The organism is Aeromonas sp. 601039, from assembly GCF_049174415.1.
Classification (GTDB): Bacteria; Pseudomonadota; Gammaproteobacteria; order Enterobacterales; family Aeromonadaceae; genus Aeromonas; species Aeromonas veronii_A.
In genome coordinates, this window is the sequence record NZ_JAAKTL010000015.1 from 1 (window position 1) to 16,024 (window position 16,024).

The following is a 16,024-nucleotide window of genomic DNA, read 5'->3' on the forward strand; positions in this document are numbered from 1 at the left end:
TGTCCGTTTCACACCTTGTCCCATCGGGTTCTCCATTTATTGGGGGGAAATGTGTAAACCATATTCAGGACGGGACAGCATCAAAACAAAAGGCGAGCAGGGTGCTCGCCTTTTGTCGTTGTGGGCTGGTTAGCTTCCCATCAGCACCGGCGGCACTGCGGTGGGTTTCACATCCTCGCTCGGGTAGCAGCCAAGCACCTTGATATAGCGGGTGATCTTGGTCAGCTCCACCAGTGCAGCCTGCATCGCCGGGGTCTGCAGGTTGGCGGAGACATCGAGATAGAACATCTCTTCCCACGGGTTGCCCTGCACCGGACGGGATTCGAGCTTGGTCATGTTGATCTCGTGGCTGCGCAGTACCAGCAGCGCCTCCACCAGCGAGCCCGGCTTCTGGGAGGTGGACATGATGAGGGTGGTCTTGGCCGGGATCTGCGGCGCCACGTCGATGGGTTTGCGCGCCACCACGATGAAGCGGCTGTAGTTCTCTTTCTGGTTGGCGAGCTGCTCGGCCAGCACGTCCAGACCATACAGTTCGCCACCGGCGGCGCTGCCGATGGCGGCGGCCTCCGGGCTGGCCAGTTCTTTCACCTTCATCATGGCGCTGGAGGAGGAGTCGCAGATCTCGTGGCGCGCCCCTTCCAATTTGCTCAGATAGTGGGAGCACTGCTGGAACACCTGCGGGTGGGCATAGAAGGTTTTGATGCGACTCAGCTCGGTCGGTACGGCGGTGAGGATGCAGTGCTCGATGGGGTAGGTGAGCTCGCCGACGATGGATAGGCTGGTATGCTGCATCACGTCATAGACTTCGTTGATGGAGCCCGAGCTGGTGTTTTCGATGGGCAGCACGCCGAAGGCGGCGCGACCCGACTCCACCGCATCCAGTACTTCACGGAAGTTCTGGCAGTTTACTTCGATCACCTGATCCTTGTAGCGCGCCAGATATTTGCGTGCGGCCAGGCTGGAATAGGAACCGCGCGGCCCCAGATAGGCGACGCTGGTCATCGGCTCCTGCTGCTCCGGGTTGAGCAGGCTCTGCAGATAGGCCTGCTGGGAGAGCACCGAGTCTTCGATGATGGTGTGATAGATGCGAGTGATGTACTGGGCATCCAACCCAAGCACGCGCCCTTTCTGGATCAGGGCGACCAGCAGCTCCTGCTCCCGCTGGTGGTCACGAATGGGGCGCGGGTTGGCTTGCTTGGCACGGGCGACCTCGATGCTGAGGGTCTTGCGTTTCGCCAGCAGGGCAAGCAGCTCCTGATCCAACCGGGTGATGTCTTGTCTGATCTCGTCGAGCGTTGCCATGATTGTTCCCTATCCAAGTAATCGATTGATATTAATGCAAAAAAAAGCCTCCGCTAGGGGAGGCTCGATTCGTCTTTGCTTTCTGTTCACACGACGACAGGCCTTCCCTCAAGCGGGCCGGATAAACGAGAAAGCAAAGAAGAATGGTGCGTGCATAGGTGTGTCCTTGAAGTAACGTCATAACCATTAAGGGATTTGCCGGTCTGATGCAAGTAAAACTTGCCCGCGGGCGGGGATGGGGGCAGGGTATCCGGTTAAGAAAATGGCGTATGAGCGATCTTCTATTGACTCTGTTTTGATGACTGACACCCAGTGGGGGAGGTAAAGACGATGGCGATTATTTTCGATCTGGGACGGGTGGTGGTGAGCTGGGATCCGGTAGGTATAGTGCGTTCGGTGCGTGGTCCGCAAGGGGCCGAACAGTTGGCCGAGCAGCTCTTTAACCACCCGGATTGGCTGGAGGTAGACAGAGGCACCATGTCGCTCCACAACATGGCCCGGGAAGCGCAAGCGCGCACTGGCCTCTCGACGGCGGAGAATCTGGCCATTTTACAGGCAGTTCCCGCTTCCCTGCTGCCAGATCCCGCTATGCTAACCCTGATAGCCGAGCTGCACGGAGCGGGCCATTCGCTCTATGCCCTCTCCAACATGGGGCACGCCAGCATCGACTGGCTGGAGCAGCATCAGGATTTCTGGCGCTTTTTCAGCGGCAAGGTGGTCTCGGCGCGGGTGCGGATGATGAAGCCGGAGCCGGATATCTACCGTTATCTGCTGGTGTCGTTTGATCTGAAACCGGCAGAGTGCATCTTTATTGATGACAGTCCCGCCAATATTGCGGCCGCCGAGGCCCTCGGCATCAGGGGGATCGTCTTTACCGACGTGGCGAGTTGCCGTCAGCAACTGGGTGAGCTGGGCAGTTTGCCTGTCACCGACAAGGGGTGATGCCCCTCCAGGAGTACTATGGAGCATGGCCGGTTTCGCAATTGGCTCAGTCACTATCCCGAGGCAACCCTGATCATCGCCTGCAAGGATGGCAGTGGTTATCAGCTCTGTATCGAGGCGGAAGGGGAGTACCTCTGTCTGACCGACAGCGAGGGGGAGCACCTGACCTTCACCTCGCTGGATCAGGCGCAGGGCTTTTTGCGAGCCCATCGGGTACATCAGGCCAGATTGCGAGTGTACGACGCTCAAGGTATTGATTTTATGGATGAATCACGGGAAATAATCATCAAGTTTTAATTTTAACCTGACTCTGTAAGGGCCTATTCAGCTTGTTTCCCGCACAATAAGCCACCTGTTTATCATCCGGAGCTGTTTAATGGATGCCAATGTTGTTGTCTTGAATCAGGGATATGATCACTCTTTTCAAGCCAGGGAGCTGCAGCTGATTGAGCGACTGGCAAATTTTGACGAGCTGATAGTCTCTTTTTCGGGGCGGTTGGAATCCTGTTACAGCATCGATTTGTGCCGTGCCAGCGGGATCAAGATCCGCGCCATCACCCTCGATAATCCGACCCGCAGCCGCAGTGAGGTGGCTCGGGCCCGCCGTTATTGCCAGCGTTATGGCATCGATCACTGGGTCATCAAGAGTGACGAAATCATCTTTTGCGATCGCCTGCCGAATATGGAGGGGTTGATCGATCCGGTTCGCCGCATTGGTGAGTATGTGCAGGCTCGTCCGGAATGGGCTCATCTGCCGTTGCTGGTTCCGGCCGCGGTGGAGGAGCGTGATGACTATCTTGCCCAGTTCGGCTCACTGCCTGTCAACACCATCTGGTTTTTTGCCGATAACGGGGTGATGAGCCGTGATTTTCGCTATGGCTTCAACAAGCGTCAGCTCGGTCGTTGGGGCAAAGGGAGCAACGGTTGTCTCAGCAATCGCTTCACCAATCCACGGCAGTTGAAGCAACGTTATCTACGAATGGTGGATCAGGCCGAACAGATGCTGGCCGACATGGGGCTGGATGAGGCGCAGGTCTTTTTCCATACCCTGTGCGACTGCTCTACCACCCTGGCCCGGGTGCGTCTGCCCGAGCATCAGCGTGCTCAGGCCTTTGATATGCAATCGGATATTCTCTCTGCCCTCAAGAGGACCGAGTTCGATCTGGTGACTCTGGATATGGCGCACAAAGAGCGGCACGATCTTGCCATCTAGCCCGTGGGCAAGCGACGCCGGAGCCAGAACGTGAGTGCTGTCATAGGCAAGGGGTGGCGGGACTGTTTATACTGTCGCCCTTTCACCTGTTGCCGAGCTTCGCCCTATGAAACCCTTCTCCCGTCTGCTGATTGCCCTGTGCCTCTCCCCCGTGTTGGCGCAGGCTGCCCCTCTTTCTCAGGTGACGCTGCCCGATGGTCGGCAGGTTCAGCTCAACGATGACTTTACCTGGGAGTATCTGGTGGTCAAACCGGCCGAGTCCGTACAGGGCGTGGCTGCTGATGGGAAGGCTGGGGCCGTGGTGGCCGTTGCTGCTCCGGTGCTGACCGATCAGGCCAAGGCCAACCCCGAATTGCTGTCACAAGCGGCACGCGACGGTGTGGTGGTCAAGCTGGACAAGATCGAGGGATCTGACCCGCTGGTGCTGACCTTTATGGTGAGCAATACCGGCACCCGCAATGTGGTCGGGGTGCGTGGCATGGTGACCCTGTTCAGTGCTGACGGAGTGCAGCTGAGCCGTCAGGAGGCCCGTTTCTGGGTTGCCGAGAACCGCCTGCCGGAAACCTATCTGCGCAAGGGGCAAGTCCGTCCGTCGTTGGCCCTCGAGATCCCCCGTCCTGCCGGATTGACCGGGCAGCCCTTGGTCAGGGTCGAAATTGATGAGGTGGTCTTCCGCTGATTTGGTGTTGTCCGGCCCATGCAAACCGATTGGGCCGGCAATTTGTTACCCCTGACATCTCGGGAAATATCTGCTTACATCTGACATGGTTTTGCAACAGCTTGCCGCTCGGCAAGCCGGGATGCTGACCGCACAATGACTCCATACCAGCTCGCTAGCAACGGGCCCAATCACATGGAGTTATCATCATGAAAAAAGCAACTGTATCTCTTCTGGTTCTGGCCGGTTTCGCCTCTACTTCCGCTCTGGCACAGGATGCGTTCAGCTACGCAAAGGGCGGTTTGACCTGGGCGCACACCAAGTCTGATTACCTTAGCCAAGACAGCGCTGCATTTCCCCGTGATGCTGCCAGCAAAGGTACCCGTGATTTTGGTGGTCTGAGCCTAGACCTCTCAAAGAGCTTTGGCTCCAACTTCTACGGTCGTGCCGGAACCGAATTCACCTCCCGCAACGACGGCAATGACAGCATGTCCATCTCCAGCCTGGGTATCGGTGTCTTTACCCCGCTGAGCACAGGACTCAATCTCTATGGCGAAACCGGTTTGATGGGCTATCAACTTGAGCGTGAGCTGGCCAAGAACAACAAGGGATGGGACGAAGTGGCTCGCAAGGATAGTGGCAGCATGTACGGTGAAGTGGGTCTGCGCTACGACATCGGCGACATCGAGCTTTCCACGGCTTACCGTTACGCCAACATGACCGATGATATACATGACTTCAAGGTAGGCGGTGCTTACAAGCTCAACCAGAACTGGGCGCTGACTGCCGACTACACCTATCGCAGCTGGGATCTGCAGAAAGGCTCCATCTCCAGCCTGGGTGTGAAGTACAGCTTCTGATCCTCCTTCCAGTAGTCCGTAGTGTCTTGATTTTTACCCATGGCGTTCGCCATGGGTTTTTTCGTTTTCCGGTGATCTCTTTTTTCTCCTTGTGTCGTATCAGTCGGCAATAGTTATACAACTTCCATTTTTTTGTATAACTGCTATAACTGAATCAAGACTTATACAAGGAGTGCCATCATGTACAAGATTAAAGTCGGTATCAGTGCTTGCCTGCTGGGACAAGAGGTGCGTTTCGACGGGGGCCACAAGCGCTCCAGCTTCTGCGAACGGGATCTTGGCGCTCACTTTGACTATCACCCCGTCTGCCCCGAGATGGCTATCGGTCTGGGGGCGCCCCGTGCCGCCATCCGGCTGGTCAAGCGCAACGGCGAGATCCGTGCCGAGGCGAGCAACGGTAGTTTCGATGTCACCCAAAAGCTGATTGCCTTCAGCGAGCAGAAGGCACGCCAGCTCGACTTCATCTCCGGTTATATCCTCTGTGCCAAATCACCCAGCTGCGGTATGGAGCGGGTCAAGGTCTATGGCGCCAACAACGAGGGGAGCGCCAAGGAGGGGATCGGCCTCTTTGCCAAGGCGTTGATGGAGGCCAACCCCCTGCTGCCGGTGGAAGAGGATGGTCGGCTCTGTGATCCCATCCTGCGGGAGAACTTTGTGCTGCGGGTCTTCGCCTACCACGACTGGCAGCAACTCTGCGCCCGCGGCATCACCGCCTCTGCGCTGATCCGCTTCCACTCCCGTTACAAGTATCTGGTGCTCTCCCACGCCACCACCCACTACCGGGCGCTTGGCAAGCTGCTCGGCAATCTGGGCAAGTCCACCAATTTGCAGGAGGTGGCTGACAACTACATCAAGGGATTGATGACAGCGCTGACCCTGCGAGCCAACCGCCGCAGCCACACCAATGTGCTGATGCACCTGCAGGGCTACTTCAAGCGGGTGCTGACCCCGGCCCAGAAGCAGGAGCTTGCCGATACCATCGACAAGTACCGCACCGGCATCTTCCCCTTGCTGGTGCCGCTCACCCTGATCCGTCACTACCTGCGCGAGTACCCCAATCCCTATCTCGCCGAGCAGGTTTATCTCAATCCACACCCCGATACGCTGAAATTGCGTTACGGGCTCTGAATCCGTTCTGTTGCCTCGGTGCATGATTTGCACCGGGCGCTTTACACCTCTGTTTGATGGACGTTGTATGTCTGATTTATCGCAAGAAGTTGCTCATCTCGCTGATGAGGGGATCTACCCCATTCGCGAGGTCTCCCGTCTTACTGGCGTCAACGCCGTGACCCTGCGCGCCTGGCAGCGCCGCTATGGTCTGGTGCAACCGGCCCGCACCGAAAAGGGCCACCGCCTCTACAGCGAGCAGGATATCCGCCAAATCGGCGAGATCCTGAGCTGGCTGGAGCGGGGAGTGAGTATCGGGCAGGTAAAGGGGCTCCTGAGCGAACCCCATTCCGAGCCGGTGAGCGATCACTGGCAGCAGACTCTGGAGCAGTTCAGTCAGGCGTTACTCGCCTTCAACCAGCGCAAGGCGGAGGCTGAGCTCAACGATTTGCTGGCTAGCTACCCGTTCGAGCTGGTGCGCAGCCGGGTACTGCAACCGCTGGTGGAGCGGCTGCTGGGGTTGTGGCGCGAGCGGCCCGATGGCGAGCTGCTGCAACAGGTGTGGCTGGGCTGGTTCCATACCCGCTTCGCCCGCCACCTGATCGAGCAGGAGAAGGGCGTGCCGATCACCTTGGTGAGCTGGGGACAGGTCGGCCCCCTCGATCTGGTGTGGGCCGCTTACGAGCTGATCGGTCAAGGCTATGAGGTGCAACTGCTGGGAGCGGTAGAGCCTCGCCATGCCAGCTTGCTGGAGGGGCGTGCCGTTACCCCCTGGCTGGTACTGCTGGGAGCTGGTCTTGGCAAACCGGAGCTGGCCGCCGGGTGGCCCGCAGGCACACGCCTGTTTGGCGAGCTGGGGCGCCTCTACGACGATGAGTGGCTTAAAGCCCATGGCTGGCAGGCGAGCCTTGCCGAGCTGATGGCGGATGCCCCAGATGCTGCTGGCACCAGCGGACGCGGGAGGAAAAAATCATGAAGCTGGTCTGGTTGCGCAATGATCTGCGCCTTGCCGACAACCCGGCGCTGCGGCATGCCTGCGCCGGTGACGAACCGGTTGCCGCGCTCTTTATCATCTCCCCCACCCAGTGGCGGCAGCACAAAATGGCCCCCATCCGTCAGCGCTTTATGTTGACGCAGGTGGATGAGTTGGGGCGCGAGCTGGCGGCCCTCGGCATCCCGCTCCATCTGCTGCGAGTGGAGACTTTTGCCGAGGCGCCCGCTGCGTTGTCAGACCTCTGCCGCGAGCTGGGGGTGACCCAGCTCTATGCCAATCAGGCTATCGAGATCGATGAGCAGCGCCGCGATCACGCCGTCAGCGCCGTACTGGCAGAGCAGGCGGTGAGCTGTCACTGGCTCAACGGCTGTTGCGTATTGCCGCCGGAGCGGGTGCTGACCGGCTCGGGTGAGATGTTCAAGGTCTTCACCCCCTTCAGCCGAGCCTGGCTCAAGGCCCTCGACGAGGATGGCTTTGTTATTCACCGAGCCCCAGCGCGCCGTGGCGAGCCCTTGCCTTGGCTACCGCTGGCCGAGCGGGACTTCGTCGATGCCGCCCTTGGCGAACTGACGGCAGACCCCCGCTGGCCTGTGGGCGAGGTGGAAGCTCTGCGTCGTTTGAACATTTTTCTGGAGCAGGCGGTGCTCGACTATGGCGAGACCCGGGATTTTCCTGCCATCGCGGGTACCTCCGTGCTCTCCCCCTATCTGGCGGCGGGCATCATCAGTCCCCGCCAGTGTGTGGCGGCGCTCCAGCAGCGCCTTGGCTACCGGCCCCAGTCCAAGGCCCAGCCCGGCTTTGTCTGGCTCAATGAGCTCATCTGGCGTGAGTTCTATCGCCACCTGCTGGTGCTGATCCCGACCCTCTCCATGAATCGTCCCTTCAAGCCCGAGACGGCGGCCTTGCCGTGGAGCTGGGATCCGGACGCCTTCGCCGCCTGGTGCGAGGGACGAACCGGCTACCCCATCGTCGATGCGGCGATGCGCTGCCTCAACGCCACCGGTTGGATGCACAACCGGCTGCGAATGATAGTGGCGAGTTTTCTCACCAAGGATCTCCATATCCACTGGCGGCTCGGGGAGGATTACTTCATGAGTCGGCTCATCGACGGGGATCTGGCGGCCAACAACGGCGGCTGGCAGTGGGCGGCGGGGACCGGCGCCGACGCGGCGCCCTATTTTCGGGTCTTCAACCCCACCACTCAGGGGCAACGATTTGATCCACAAGGGGAGTTTATCCGTACTTGGGTAACTGAACTTGCCGATATTCCCGTCGCTTATGTGCATCAGCCCCACGACTGGCTGCGGCTCAAGGGGCGACAGGATTATCCGGCACCCATGGTGGATCACGCCGTTGCCCGGGTGAGAGCCATCGAGATGTTTCGCTCTCTGGAGAAATAGGATGAACGAGCCGCTGGCCCGCTTTATTGGCCTCTATCAGCAACTGGACAAACAGCAGTTGCACCGCTTGCCCGAGGTCTATGCCGAACAGGTGGTCTTTACCGATCCGGCCCACCGTATCGAGGGGCTGGCGGCCCTTGGCGACTATTTTGCCGCCCTCTATCAGCGCCTCGCCTACTGCCGTTTCGTCATCACCAGTCAGCAGCAACAAGGGCAGCAGGCCTGGCTCGGCTGGACCATGACCTTCTCTCACCCCAGATTGCGTGGTGGTGAGCCGGTGACGGTGGAGGGGGCCACCCGCCTCGAATTCGACGAGGTGGGCAAGGTGTGCCAGCACAGGGACTATTTCGACCTGGGCGCCATGCTCTACGAGCAGTTGCCGCTGCTCGGGCCCGTGGTGCGCACTATCAAGATGAGGCTTGGCGCATGACTGGCCGAGTGCTTATTACAGGCGCGACCTCCGGCATCGGTCGTCAACTGGCGCTGGATTACCGGCGGGCAGGCTGGCAGGTGTGGGGTTGTGGCCGCGATGGCGAACGGCTGCAGGCGCTGGGGCTGGATGGCGTCACGCCGCTGCAGTTCGATGCCCGGGATCTGGCCGCAATGAGCGGGGTGGCTGCTACGCTGCCATCCCTCGATCTGCTGATCCTTAACGCTGGCAACTGCGAGTACATGGATGTGGCGGAGGGGTTTGACAGCGAGCTGTTTGCCCGGGTGATTGAGACCAATCTGACCGCCACCGGCCATGCGCTGGCCGCCTTCTTGCCGCTGTTAGGGGCGGGATCTCGGCTGGCCATCGTCAGCTCGTCGGTGAGCTGGCTGCCGCTGCCGCGAGCCGAGGCGTATGGTGCCTCCAAGGCGGCCCTCGACTATCTGGCGGATACCTTGCGCCTCGATTTGGCCAGCAAAGGGATCGGAGTGACCCTGATCCGCCCCGGCTTTGTCCAGACGCCGCTCACCGCTAAAAATGATTTTCCCATGCCCTGTCTGGTGACGGTGGAACAGGCCTCCCGCACCATCATGGACGGGCTGACCGCTGGTCGTCACCAGATCCACTTTCCCCGCCGTTTCATCTGGTTGCTGCGCCTGCTCGGTGCGCTGCCGGTGGGGCTCTGGCTGCGCCTTGGCCGCGCACTCGTATCGAAAGGAAGCCATTCATGAAGAAAAAGATCGCCATCGTCGGTTCAGGGATCTCGGGGCTCACCGCCGGTTTTCTGCTCCACAAACTCCATGACATAACCCTGTTCGAGGCGGCGCCGACTCTGGGGGGGCACACAGCCACCGTCGATGTGAATCAGGCTGGCCGCAGCTATGCCATCGACACCGGTTTTATCGTCTTCAACGATCGCACCTACCCCAACTTCTTGAGGTTGCTGGCAAGGATCGGCATGGCGCGGCAACTGGCCGAGATGAGCTTCTCGGTGAAGAGCCCGGAGGGGCTGGAGTATAACGGCCACAACCTCGACACCCTGTTTGCCCAGCGCAGCAATCTGCTGAGTCCGCGCTTCTATGGCTTTGTCGCCGAGATCTTGCGTTTCAACCGGGAGGCGCGGGCCTGGCTGGCGGATGGTCAACATCAGGGCGCTGGCCCCGAGCTGACCCTTGGGGACTTTCTGCTGGCGGGGGAGTTTAGCGACTACTTCGCACGCCACTACATCTTGCCGATGGGCGCGGCGATCTGGTCATCGACCCTGGCCGATATGCGCGCCTTCCCCCTTGGCTTCTTCCTGCGCTTTTTTGCCAACCACGGCCTGCTGGATGTGGCCAATCGCCCCCAGTGGTACGTGATCCCGGGTGGCTCGCGGGAATATATCGGCCCCCTTACCGCGGGTTGGCAGTCGCAGATCCGCCTCGCCTGTCCGGTGCAGAGCGTACGGCGGGACGCGGATGGCGTGGTGATCCAGAGCAGTTACGGCGAGGAGCGGTTTGACGAGGTGATCTTCGCCTGCCACAGCGATCAGGCGCTGGCGCTGCTGGCGGATCCCGGCGAGCGGGAGCAGGCCATCCTCGGCGACATGCCCTATCAGGCCAACGATGTCTGGCTCCATACCGATGCTCGCTGCCTGCCCACCCGCCGCAAGGCATGGGCCAGCTGGAACTATCAGCTCGATGGCAATGACGAGGCGCGGCCGCTGGTGAGCTACAACATGAACATCCTGCAGGGGGTGAACTCGCCGGAGCCCTTCTGCGTCAGCCTCAACCCCAAGGGCAAGGTGGATGAGAGCAAGGTACTGCGCCGCTTCGTCTACCACCATCCGGTGTTCAATCAGGCCTCCATCGCCGCTCAGCAGCGGCGCGCGGAGATCTGCGGCCAGCAGCACACCCATTTCTGTGGCGCCTACTGGTACAACGGCTTCCACGAGGATGGGGTGCGCAGCGCGCTGGATGTCGCCAGGCGCTTCGGTGCCGAGCTATGAACGGCGCCACCGTGGCCACCGAACATGAGGGTGCTGGCGAACTGGCCGGTGTCACTAGCGCCATCTGGCAGGGTTCGGTGCGCCACCGCCGTTTCGCACCACGGGCCCACGCCTTCTCCTACAGCCTCTTCATGCTGGGACTGGATCTCGACGAACTGCCGCAGCTCGATCAGGGGCGCTGGTTCGGTGTGGAGCGCTCGGGGCTGCTCTCGTTTCACCGCCATGATTATCTCAAGGGGAGTGAGGGAAGCCTCAAGCAGGCGGTGTGGCAGAAGGTGAGCGAACTGGGGGGCGATGCCGACCCCGAGGGGCGGGTGCTGCTGCTCGGCAATGTGCGTTGTCTGGGCTTCTACTTCAGTCCGGTCAACTTCTACTTCTGCTACCGGCAGGGCGAGGCGCGCTATCTGCTGGCGGAGGTGTCGAACACCCCCTGGAACGAGCGTCACTACTACCTGCTGGATCTGGCGGCGCTGGCGCCCCATGATAAGGATTTTCACGTCTCCCCCTTTATGGGGCTGGCGATGCGTTATCACTGGCGGATCAGGCCGCCCGCGCAGGAGACACTGATCCATATCGAGAGTCATCCCGTATACGGTGAAGCCAAGCTGTTTGACGCAACCCTGGCGCTCACTCGCGAACCCTTGTCGCGCAAGGGGCTGGTGGCCCTGCTGGCCCGCTGGCCCTGGATGACCATGAAGGTACTGCTCGGGATCTACTGGCAGGCCCTGCGTCTTTTTATCAAACGAACCCCGATTTTTACCCATCCGGAGAGCCGCTAATGGAACTTGCTCAATCAACCCTCTCTGCCTCTTTCATCGACAAGGGGGCAAGGCAACTGCTGCTCAATCTGCTGGGTCGCCTCGAACATGGCCAGCTGCTGCTGCGGGATGGCGGTGAGCGCCACAGCTTTGGCGTGGCGGGCACCGATCTGCATGCCGAACTGGTGGTGCAGGATCCGGCCTTCTATCGTCGCTTGTTGCTGGGGGGCAGCATCGCCGCTGGGGAAACCTGGGTGGAGGGGCTCTGGACCAGCCCGGAACCGGTGGCGCTGGTGCGGCTGCTGGCCCGCAACCTGACCCTGCTCGACTCCCTTGAGCGGCGCCTCGGCTGGCTCAGTTTCCCGTTCAATAAGGTGCGCCACTGGCTTAATCGCAATACCCTGACCGGCTCGCGCTCCAACATTGCCGCCCACTACGATCTCGGCAATACCCTCTATCAGGGGTTTCTCGACAGCCATATGCAGTACTCGAGCGCCATCTACCCGAGCGCCGACGCCACTCTGGAAGAGGGGCAGCAGGCCAAGCTGCGTACCATCTGCGAGCGGTTGGAGCTGGGCCCTGACGATCATCTGCTGGAGATCGGCACCGGCTGGGGCGGCCTCGCCGTCTATGCCGCCCGCCACTATGGCTGCCGGGTGACCACCACGACTATCTCCCGGGCCCAACATGACTATGCCAAGGAGTGGATTGCGCGGGAGGGGCTGGGGGATCGCATCACCTTGCTGCTGGAGGATTACCGCAAGCTGGAGGGGACCTATGACAAGCTGGTCTCTATCGAGATGATCGAGGCGGTGGGGCACGCCTTCCTGCCCGACTATTTCCGCCAGCTGTCGCGGCTGCTCAAGCCCGGTGGCCGTCTGCTCATTCAGGCCATCACCATCGCCGATCAGCGCCATGCCCAGTACTTGCGCGGGGTCGATTTTATCCAGCGTTACATCTTCCCCGGTGGCTGCCTGCCGAGCGTCTCCCAGATGGCGGGGTTGCTGGCGCGTGAGACCGACATGCAGCTGGTGCGGTTGCACGATCACGGTCATCACTATGCCCGTACACTGGCTCACTGGTGCGAGCGGTTTCTGGCGTTGGCACCCGAGCTGCCCAAGCTCGGTTACAGCCAGGATTTCATCCGGCTGTGGCACTTCTACTTTGCCTATTGCGAGGGGGGATTCTGGGAGCGCACCATCAGTCTGGTGCAGCTGGAGGCCGCCAAGCCGGGGCCCGCTGGCTGGTCGGGTGATGTGCCAGTAAGCGGTCACTGACCATGTGGCAGTGGGCTCACCTGCTGGGGTTCAACCTCTACTGGTTGCTGGCGGTGAAGTGGCAGCAGCCGGGCCCGCTGCTGGCAATGTTGCTGCTGCACTTTCTCTTCTCACCCAGCCGCCAGCGTGACTGGCGGCTGCTTCCCATCGCGGTCGTCGGCTGTCTGCTGGATGCCCTGCTCTGGCAGCTCGGCCTGTTCCGGTTCCCGTCCGGTTTTCCCCTCTGGCTGGTGCTGCTCTGGCTCGGTTTTGCCCTGACGCTGGCCCACGGTATGCGCTGGCTGCTGAGCTTGCCTCGCTGGCAGCAGGCGCTGTTTGGCGTATTTGGCGGCACCTCCTCCTATGTGGCGGGGGCCGCCATGGGGGCAGTAAACTTACCCTGGGGCATCTGGATCAGCACGGCGCTGCTGGCAGTGATCTGGATGTGGTGGTTACCCGTACTCCTGTGGGTAATGGTCAAGCTGGAGGGTGAGTCATGACAAACACCTTTTCGACCGACTCGTTGCTTTTTTCCAAGTGGACCAAAGAGAGCCAGCATGAGCTGACTGATCGCTTCTATCTGGTGGTTGCCTGCCAGCGGGATGCGCAGGGGCAGCTGGTGCAGGTGGTGATGCAGGATATCAACACCCTGCAGGAACAGGAGATGGATTGGCATGAACTGGAAGACCCCAACCACTGGCATATGGGGTGGAATTAACCCGCTGCTGCTGGCGTTTACGCTCTTTGCTGCAACCGCGGTGCAGGCTTCTGCCGCACCCTGGCAGCAGCTGCGCCCGGTCGGGCAGGGGGAGATGAACTGGCTCTGGTTCAAGCTCTACGATGCCAACCTCTACAGTGCGAGCGGGCGCTATCAGCCCGGTCACTATCCACAGGCACTGACCCTCACCTATGCCAGATCCATCGAGCGGCAAGATCTGCTGAGCGCCACCGCCGCCGAGTGGCAGCGACTCGGTCTTGGCTCTGACGCCGACCGTCAGCGCTGGCTAGGCCAGCTCGCTGCACTCTGGCCCGATGTGCAGGCAGGCGACAAGCTCACCTTCTATGTCGACAAGGAGGGGGCAGGCCACTTCTGGTGGCAAGAAAAACCCCTCGGCACTCTGGCCGATCCGCAATTCTCGGCCGCTTTTCTCGCCATCTGGCTGGCTGACAACAGCCGCGATCCTGCCCTGACCCGCCGCCTGCGTGGCCAACCCTGAACTTGGAGTTTCCAATGTTTTTCTATCGTGCATACCGCTGGTTGCTGTTGCTCCCTTTTTTGCTGCTGAGCGGCTGTGGTGCCAGTCTCGATGACTATCGGGGGCAGGGGCCAAACTGGGATTTCGCCCGTTTCTTCAACGGTAAATTAGTGGCTCACGGCCTGGTAACCGACCGCAGCGGCGAAGTGACCAGTCGCTTTCGGGTCGAGATGGTGGGTCGTTGGAAGGATGGCAAGGGAGAGCTGTTCGAGCAGTTCTACTTTGATGATGGCCGCCAGCAGACCCGTACCTGGTATCTGAGCAAGGGGGTTGACGGTCACTGGCGAGGTACTGCTTCCGATGTGGTGGGGGAGGCGATGGGTAAAAGCCAAGGGTTTGCCCTCAACTGGCGTTATCAGCTTGATCTGGCGCTGCCGGATGGCGAGGTAGTGCGGGTGAGCTTCGATGACTGGATGTATCTGCTGGACGAAGATCGTCTGATCAATCGTGCCGAGATCAGCAAGTTCGGTATCCATCTTGGCGAGGTGATCCTCTATATCGAACGTCAGCCTGACCGTTAACGCAAGATAACGCCCAGTAAAAAGCGCGCCGATGGCGCGCTTTTGTTTATCGAACAATCAGAGTCATCAGATGATGCGGTTCTCTTCCAGCATCTTGCGACGGGCCTCTTCCTTGGCCATCTTCTTCTTGCGATTGTCGCAGGGCTCGGGGCAGTCGCACTCTTTCTCGATGCCAACGCTCCCCAGACCGCCACAGGAGCCGGAGATGGATTTTTTCTGGAAGATATAGCCGATAGCCATGGCGGCTATCACCAGCATGAATACCCCGAAGGTGATCAGAAAAACCTGCATCTATCCTCCCTATTTCCTGACCAGATACTGTTTGAACGCATCGGAGTAGGCTTCTTCAAAGCCGTTGTCCGTCTTGGTGATCACGAAGATCGCCAGGCCGCGCTCTTTGGCATAGGCCAGGCTCTTCTCCGGTCCCATTACCATGAATACGGTCGCCAGCCCGTCTGCGGTCATGCAGGAGGGGTGGATCACGGTGACCGACACCATGCGGTGCTGGATTGGCTTGCCGGTGCGTGGATCTATGGTGTGGGAGAAGCGCTGGCCATCCATCTCATAGTAGTTGCGATATTCGCCCGAAGTGGCCACTCCGTTGTCACCCGGAACGATCACCTCCTGCACCGAACCGGCATTGGCTGTCGGCTTTTCGATGGCAACGCGCCAGGGGTGTCCCTTGCCGTTGACGCCATTGATCCGCAGCTCGCCGCCGATCTCCACCAGATAGTTGCGCGCACCCAGAGACTCCAGATACTCGGCCACCTTGTCCACACCAAAGCCCTTGGCAATGGCGGAGAGATCAACGTAAAGATCCGGGATGTCCTTTTGCAGGGTGTCGGCATCGACCGAAGTGATGACGTGCAGGTTGCCCAGGCCGGTCTTCTGACGGGTCTGGGTGATCAGCTCCTCTGATGGCATCTTGGTCGGCCGTTTGTCCGGACCGAAGCCCCACAGATTGACCAAGGGGCCGACGGTGACGTCCAGCGCCCCCTGGCTCTCACGGCCAATATGAATGGCTTCTGTAATGACCCGCGCGGTGTCCCGCGATACCACTACCGGTGTCGAACTGTGGTGCTGATTGAAGCGCGACAGTTCGGAATCGGGGCGATAGGTGGACATCTGATCGTTGACTCGCTCCAGCAGTACATCGACCTCGGCCTGAAACTTGGCTGCATCGCTGATGGCGCTGTCCGCCACCTTGATGGAGTAATAAGTGCCCATGGTGCTGCCGGTGATGTGGATCTCCGGTTTGGATTGGACCGTCTCCTGACCGCACCCAGTCAAGAAAAAGGCTAGCCCGAAGGCTAGCCAGGTCTTTACAACACTGTGCATGG

At 60.2% G+C, this 16,024-nt stretch carries 20 protein-coding genes and 1 other annotated feature; of the genes, 17 read left to right on the top strand and 3 right to left on the bottom strand.

Annotated elements, in window-relative coordinates; translation table 11 throughout:
* Nucleotides 1-129 precede the first annotated feature (129 nt).
* Complete coding sequence (pheA, locus tag G5195_RS13240) at nucleotides 130-1,302, bottom strand: prephenate dehydratase (RefSeq protein WP_005343631.1); 1,173 nt, start codon at nucleotides 1,300-1,302, stop codon at nucleotides 130-132.
* A gap of 38 nt (nucleotides 1,303-1,340) precedes the next feature.
* Nucleotides 1,341-1,462, bottom strand: a sequence feature (Phe leader region).
* A gap of 170 nt (nucleotides 1,463-1,632) precedes the next feature.
* Here pheA and G5195_RS13245 point away from each other — a divergent pair.
* From G5195_RS13245 to G5195_RS13325, 17 genes are all read left to right on the top strand, one after another.
* Nucleotides 1,633-2,244 carry an HAD family hydrolase gene (locus G5195_RS13245; protein ID WP_216951922.1) on the top strand — a complete coding sequence of 204 codons (612 nt, stop codon included), beginning with the start codon at nucleotides 1,633-1,635 and terminating at the stop codon, nucleotides 2,242-2,244.
* Nucleotides 2,245-2,262: 18 nt separating this feature from the next.
* Nucleotides 2,263-2,541 carry a DUF6482 family protein gene (locus G5195_RS13250; protein ID WP_216979354.1) on the top strand — a complete coding sequence of 93 codons (279 nt, stop codon included), beginning with the start codon at nucleotides 2,263-2,265 and terminating at the stop codon, nucleotides 2,539-2,541.
* Nucleotides 2,542-2,620: 79 nt separating this feature from the next.
* Nucleotides 2,621-3,457, top strand: coding sequence for a hypothetical protein (locus tag G5195_RS13255; RefSeq protein ID WP_266134145.1), 837 nt, complete (start codon nucleotides 2,621-2,623; stop codon nucleotides 3,455-3,457).
* 106 nt (nucleotides 3,458-3,563) lie between these two features.
* Nucleotides 3,564-4,136 carry a DUF3157 family protein gene (locus G5195_RS13260; RefSeq protein ID WP_266134144.1) on the top strand — a complete coding sequence of 191 codons (573 nt, stop codon included), beginning with the start codon at nucleotides 3,564-3,566 and terminating at the stop codon, nucleotides 4,134-4,136.
* A 188-nt stretch (nucleotides 4,137-4,324) separates the two neighbouring features.
* Nucleotides 4,325-4,975 (top strand): outer membrane beta-barrel protein, encoded by a 651-nt coding sequence (locus tag G5195_RS13265; protein ID WP_335841656.1) that lies wholly within the window; start codon nucleotides 4,325-4,327, stop codon nucleotides 4,973-4,975.
* Nucleotides 4,976-5,155: 180 nt separating this feature from the next.
* Nucleotides 5,156-6,103, top strand: coding sequence for a YbgA family protein (locus G5195_RS13270; protein WP_266134143.1), 948 nt, complete (start codon nucleotides 5,156-5,158; stop codon nucleotides 6,101-6,103).
* Between the two features lie 67 nt (nucleotides 6,104-6,170).
* Nucleotides 6,171-7,058: a MerR family transcriptional regulator gene (locus tag G5195_RS13275; RefSeq protein ID WP_335841657.1), complete on the top strand. Its 888-nt coding sequence runs from the start codon at nucleotides 6,171-6,173 to the stop codon at nucleotides 7,056-7,058.
* Nucleotides 7,055-8,476: a deoxyribodipyrimidine photo-lyase gene (gene phrB / locus G5195_RS13280; RefSeq protein WP_421236216.1), complete on the top strand. Its 1,422-nt coding sequence runs from the start codon at nucleotides 7,055-7,057 to the stop codon at nucleotides 8,474-8,476. Before G5195_RS13275 ends, phrB begins: the two co-directional genes overlap by 4 nt.
* A gap of 1 nt (nucleotide 8,477) precedes the next feature.
* Complete coding sequence (locus G5195_RS13285) at nucleotides 8,478-8,906, top strand: nuclear transport factor 2 family protein (protein ID WP_421222345.1); 429 nt, start codon at nucleotides 8,478-8,480, stop codon at nucleotides 8,904-8,906.
* On the top strand, nucleotides 8,903-9,637 hold the full coding sequence (locus G5195_RS13290; protein WP_421222343.1) for an SDR family NAD(P)-dependent oxidoreductase: 735 nt from the start codon (nucleotides 8,903-8,905) through the stop codon (nucleotides 9,635-9,637). The genes G5195_RS13285 and G5195_RS13290 overlap by 4 nt, the downstream gene beginning before the upstream one ends.
* On the top strand, nucleotides 9,634-10,893 hold the full coding sequence (locus tag G5195_RS13295; RefSeq protein WP_421222341.1) for an NAD(P)/FAD-dependent oxidoreductase: 1,260 nt from the start codon (nucleotides 9,634-9,636) through the stop codon (nucleotides 10,891-10,893). The genes G5195_RS13290 and G5195_RS13295 overlap by 4 nt, the downstream gene beginning before the upstream one ends.
* Nucleotides 10,890-11,672: a DUF1365 domain-containing protein gene (locus tag G5195_RS13300; RefSeq protein ID WP_421236217.1), complete on the top strand. Its 783-nt coding sequence runs from the start codon at nucleotides 10,890-10,892 to the stop codon at nucleotides 11,670-11,672. Before G5195_RS13295 ends, G5195_RS13300 begins: the two co-directional genes overlap by 4 nt.
* Nucleotides 11,672-12,928: a class I SAM-dependent methyltransferase gene (locus G5195_RS13305; protein ID WP_421236218.1), complete on the top strand. Its 1,257-nt coding sequence runs from the start codon at nucleotides 11,672-11,674 to the stop codon at nucleotides 12,926-12,928. Before G5195_RS13300 ends, G5195_RS13305 begins: the two co-directional genes overlap by 1 nt.
* Nucleotides 12,929-12,930: 2 nt before the next feature.
* On the top strand, nucleotides 12,931-13,407 hold the full coding sequence (locus G5195_RS13310; protein WP_421236219.1) for a DUF2878 domain-containing protein: 477 nt from the start codon (nucleotides 12,931-12,933) through the stop codon (nucleotides 13,405-13,407).
* The gene (locus G5195_RS13315) at nucleotides 13,404-13,625 is read left to right on the top strand and encodes a TIGR02450 family Trp-rich protein (RefSeq protein WP_005338671.1); all 222 of its coding nucleotides are present in this window, start codon (nucleotides 13,404-13,406) and stop codon (nucleotides 13,623-13,625) included. The genes G5195_RS13310 and G5195_RS13315 overlap by 4 nt, the downstream gene beginning before the upstream one ends.
* Entirely contained in the window at nucleotides 13,582-14,124 is a 543-nt protein-coding gene (locus G5195_RS13320; RefSeq protein ID WP_421236220.1) for a chalcone isomerase family protein, read from the top strand. The genes G5195_RS13315 and G5195_RS13320 overlap by 44 nt, the downstream gene beginning before the upstream one ends.
* A 14-nt stretch (nucleotides 14,125-14,138) precedes the next feature.
* Entirely contained in the window at nucleotides 14,139-14,684 is a 546-nt protein-coding gene (locus tag G5195_RS13325; RefSeq protein ID WP_421236221.1) for a DUF3833 domain-containing protein, read from the top strand.
* Nucleotides 14,685-14,750: 66 nt separating this feature from the next.
* Here the strand turns inward: G5195_RS13325 and nqrM are convergent, their stop codons facing one another.
* A complete protein-coding gene (gene nqrM / locus G5195_RS13330) occupies nucleotides 14,751-14,975 on the bottom strand; it encodes a (Na+)-NQR maturation NqrM (RefSeq protein WP_216951909.1) in 225 nt (74 codons plus the stop codon).
* Between the two features lie 9 nt (nucleotides 14,976-14,984).
* Nucleotides 14,985-16,022 carry an FAD:protein FMN transferase gene (locus tag G5195_RS13335; RefSeq protein ID WP_421236222.1) on the bottom strand — a complete coding sequence of 346 codons (1,038 nt, stop codon included), beginning with the start codon at nucleotides 16,020-16,022 and terminating at the stop codon, nucleotides 14,985-14,987.
* Nucleotides 16,023-16,024 lie beyond the last annotated feature (2 nt).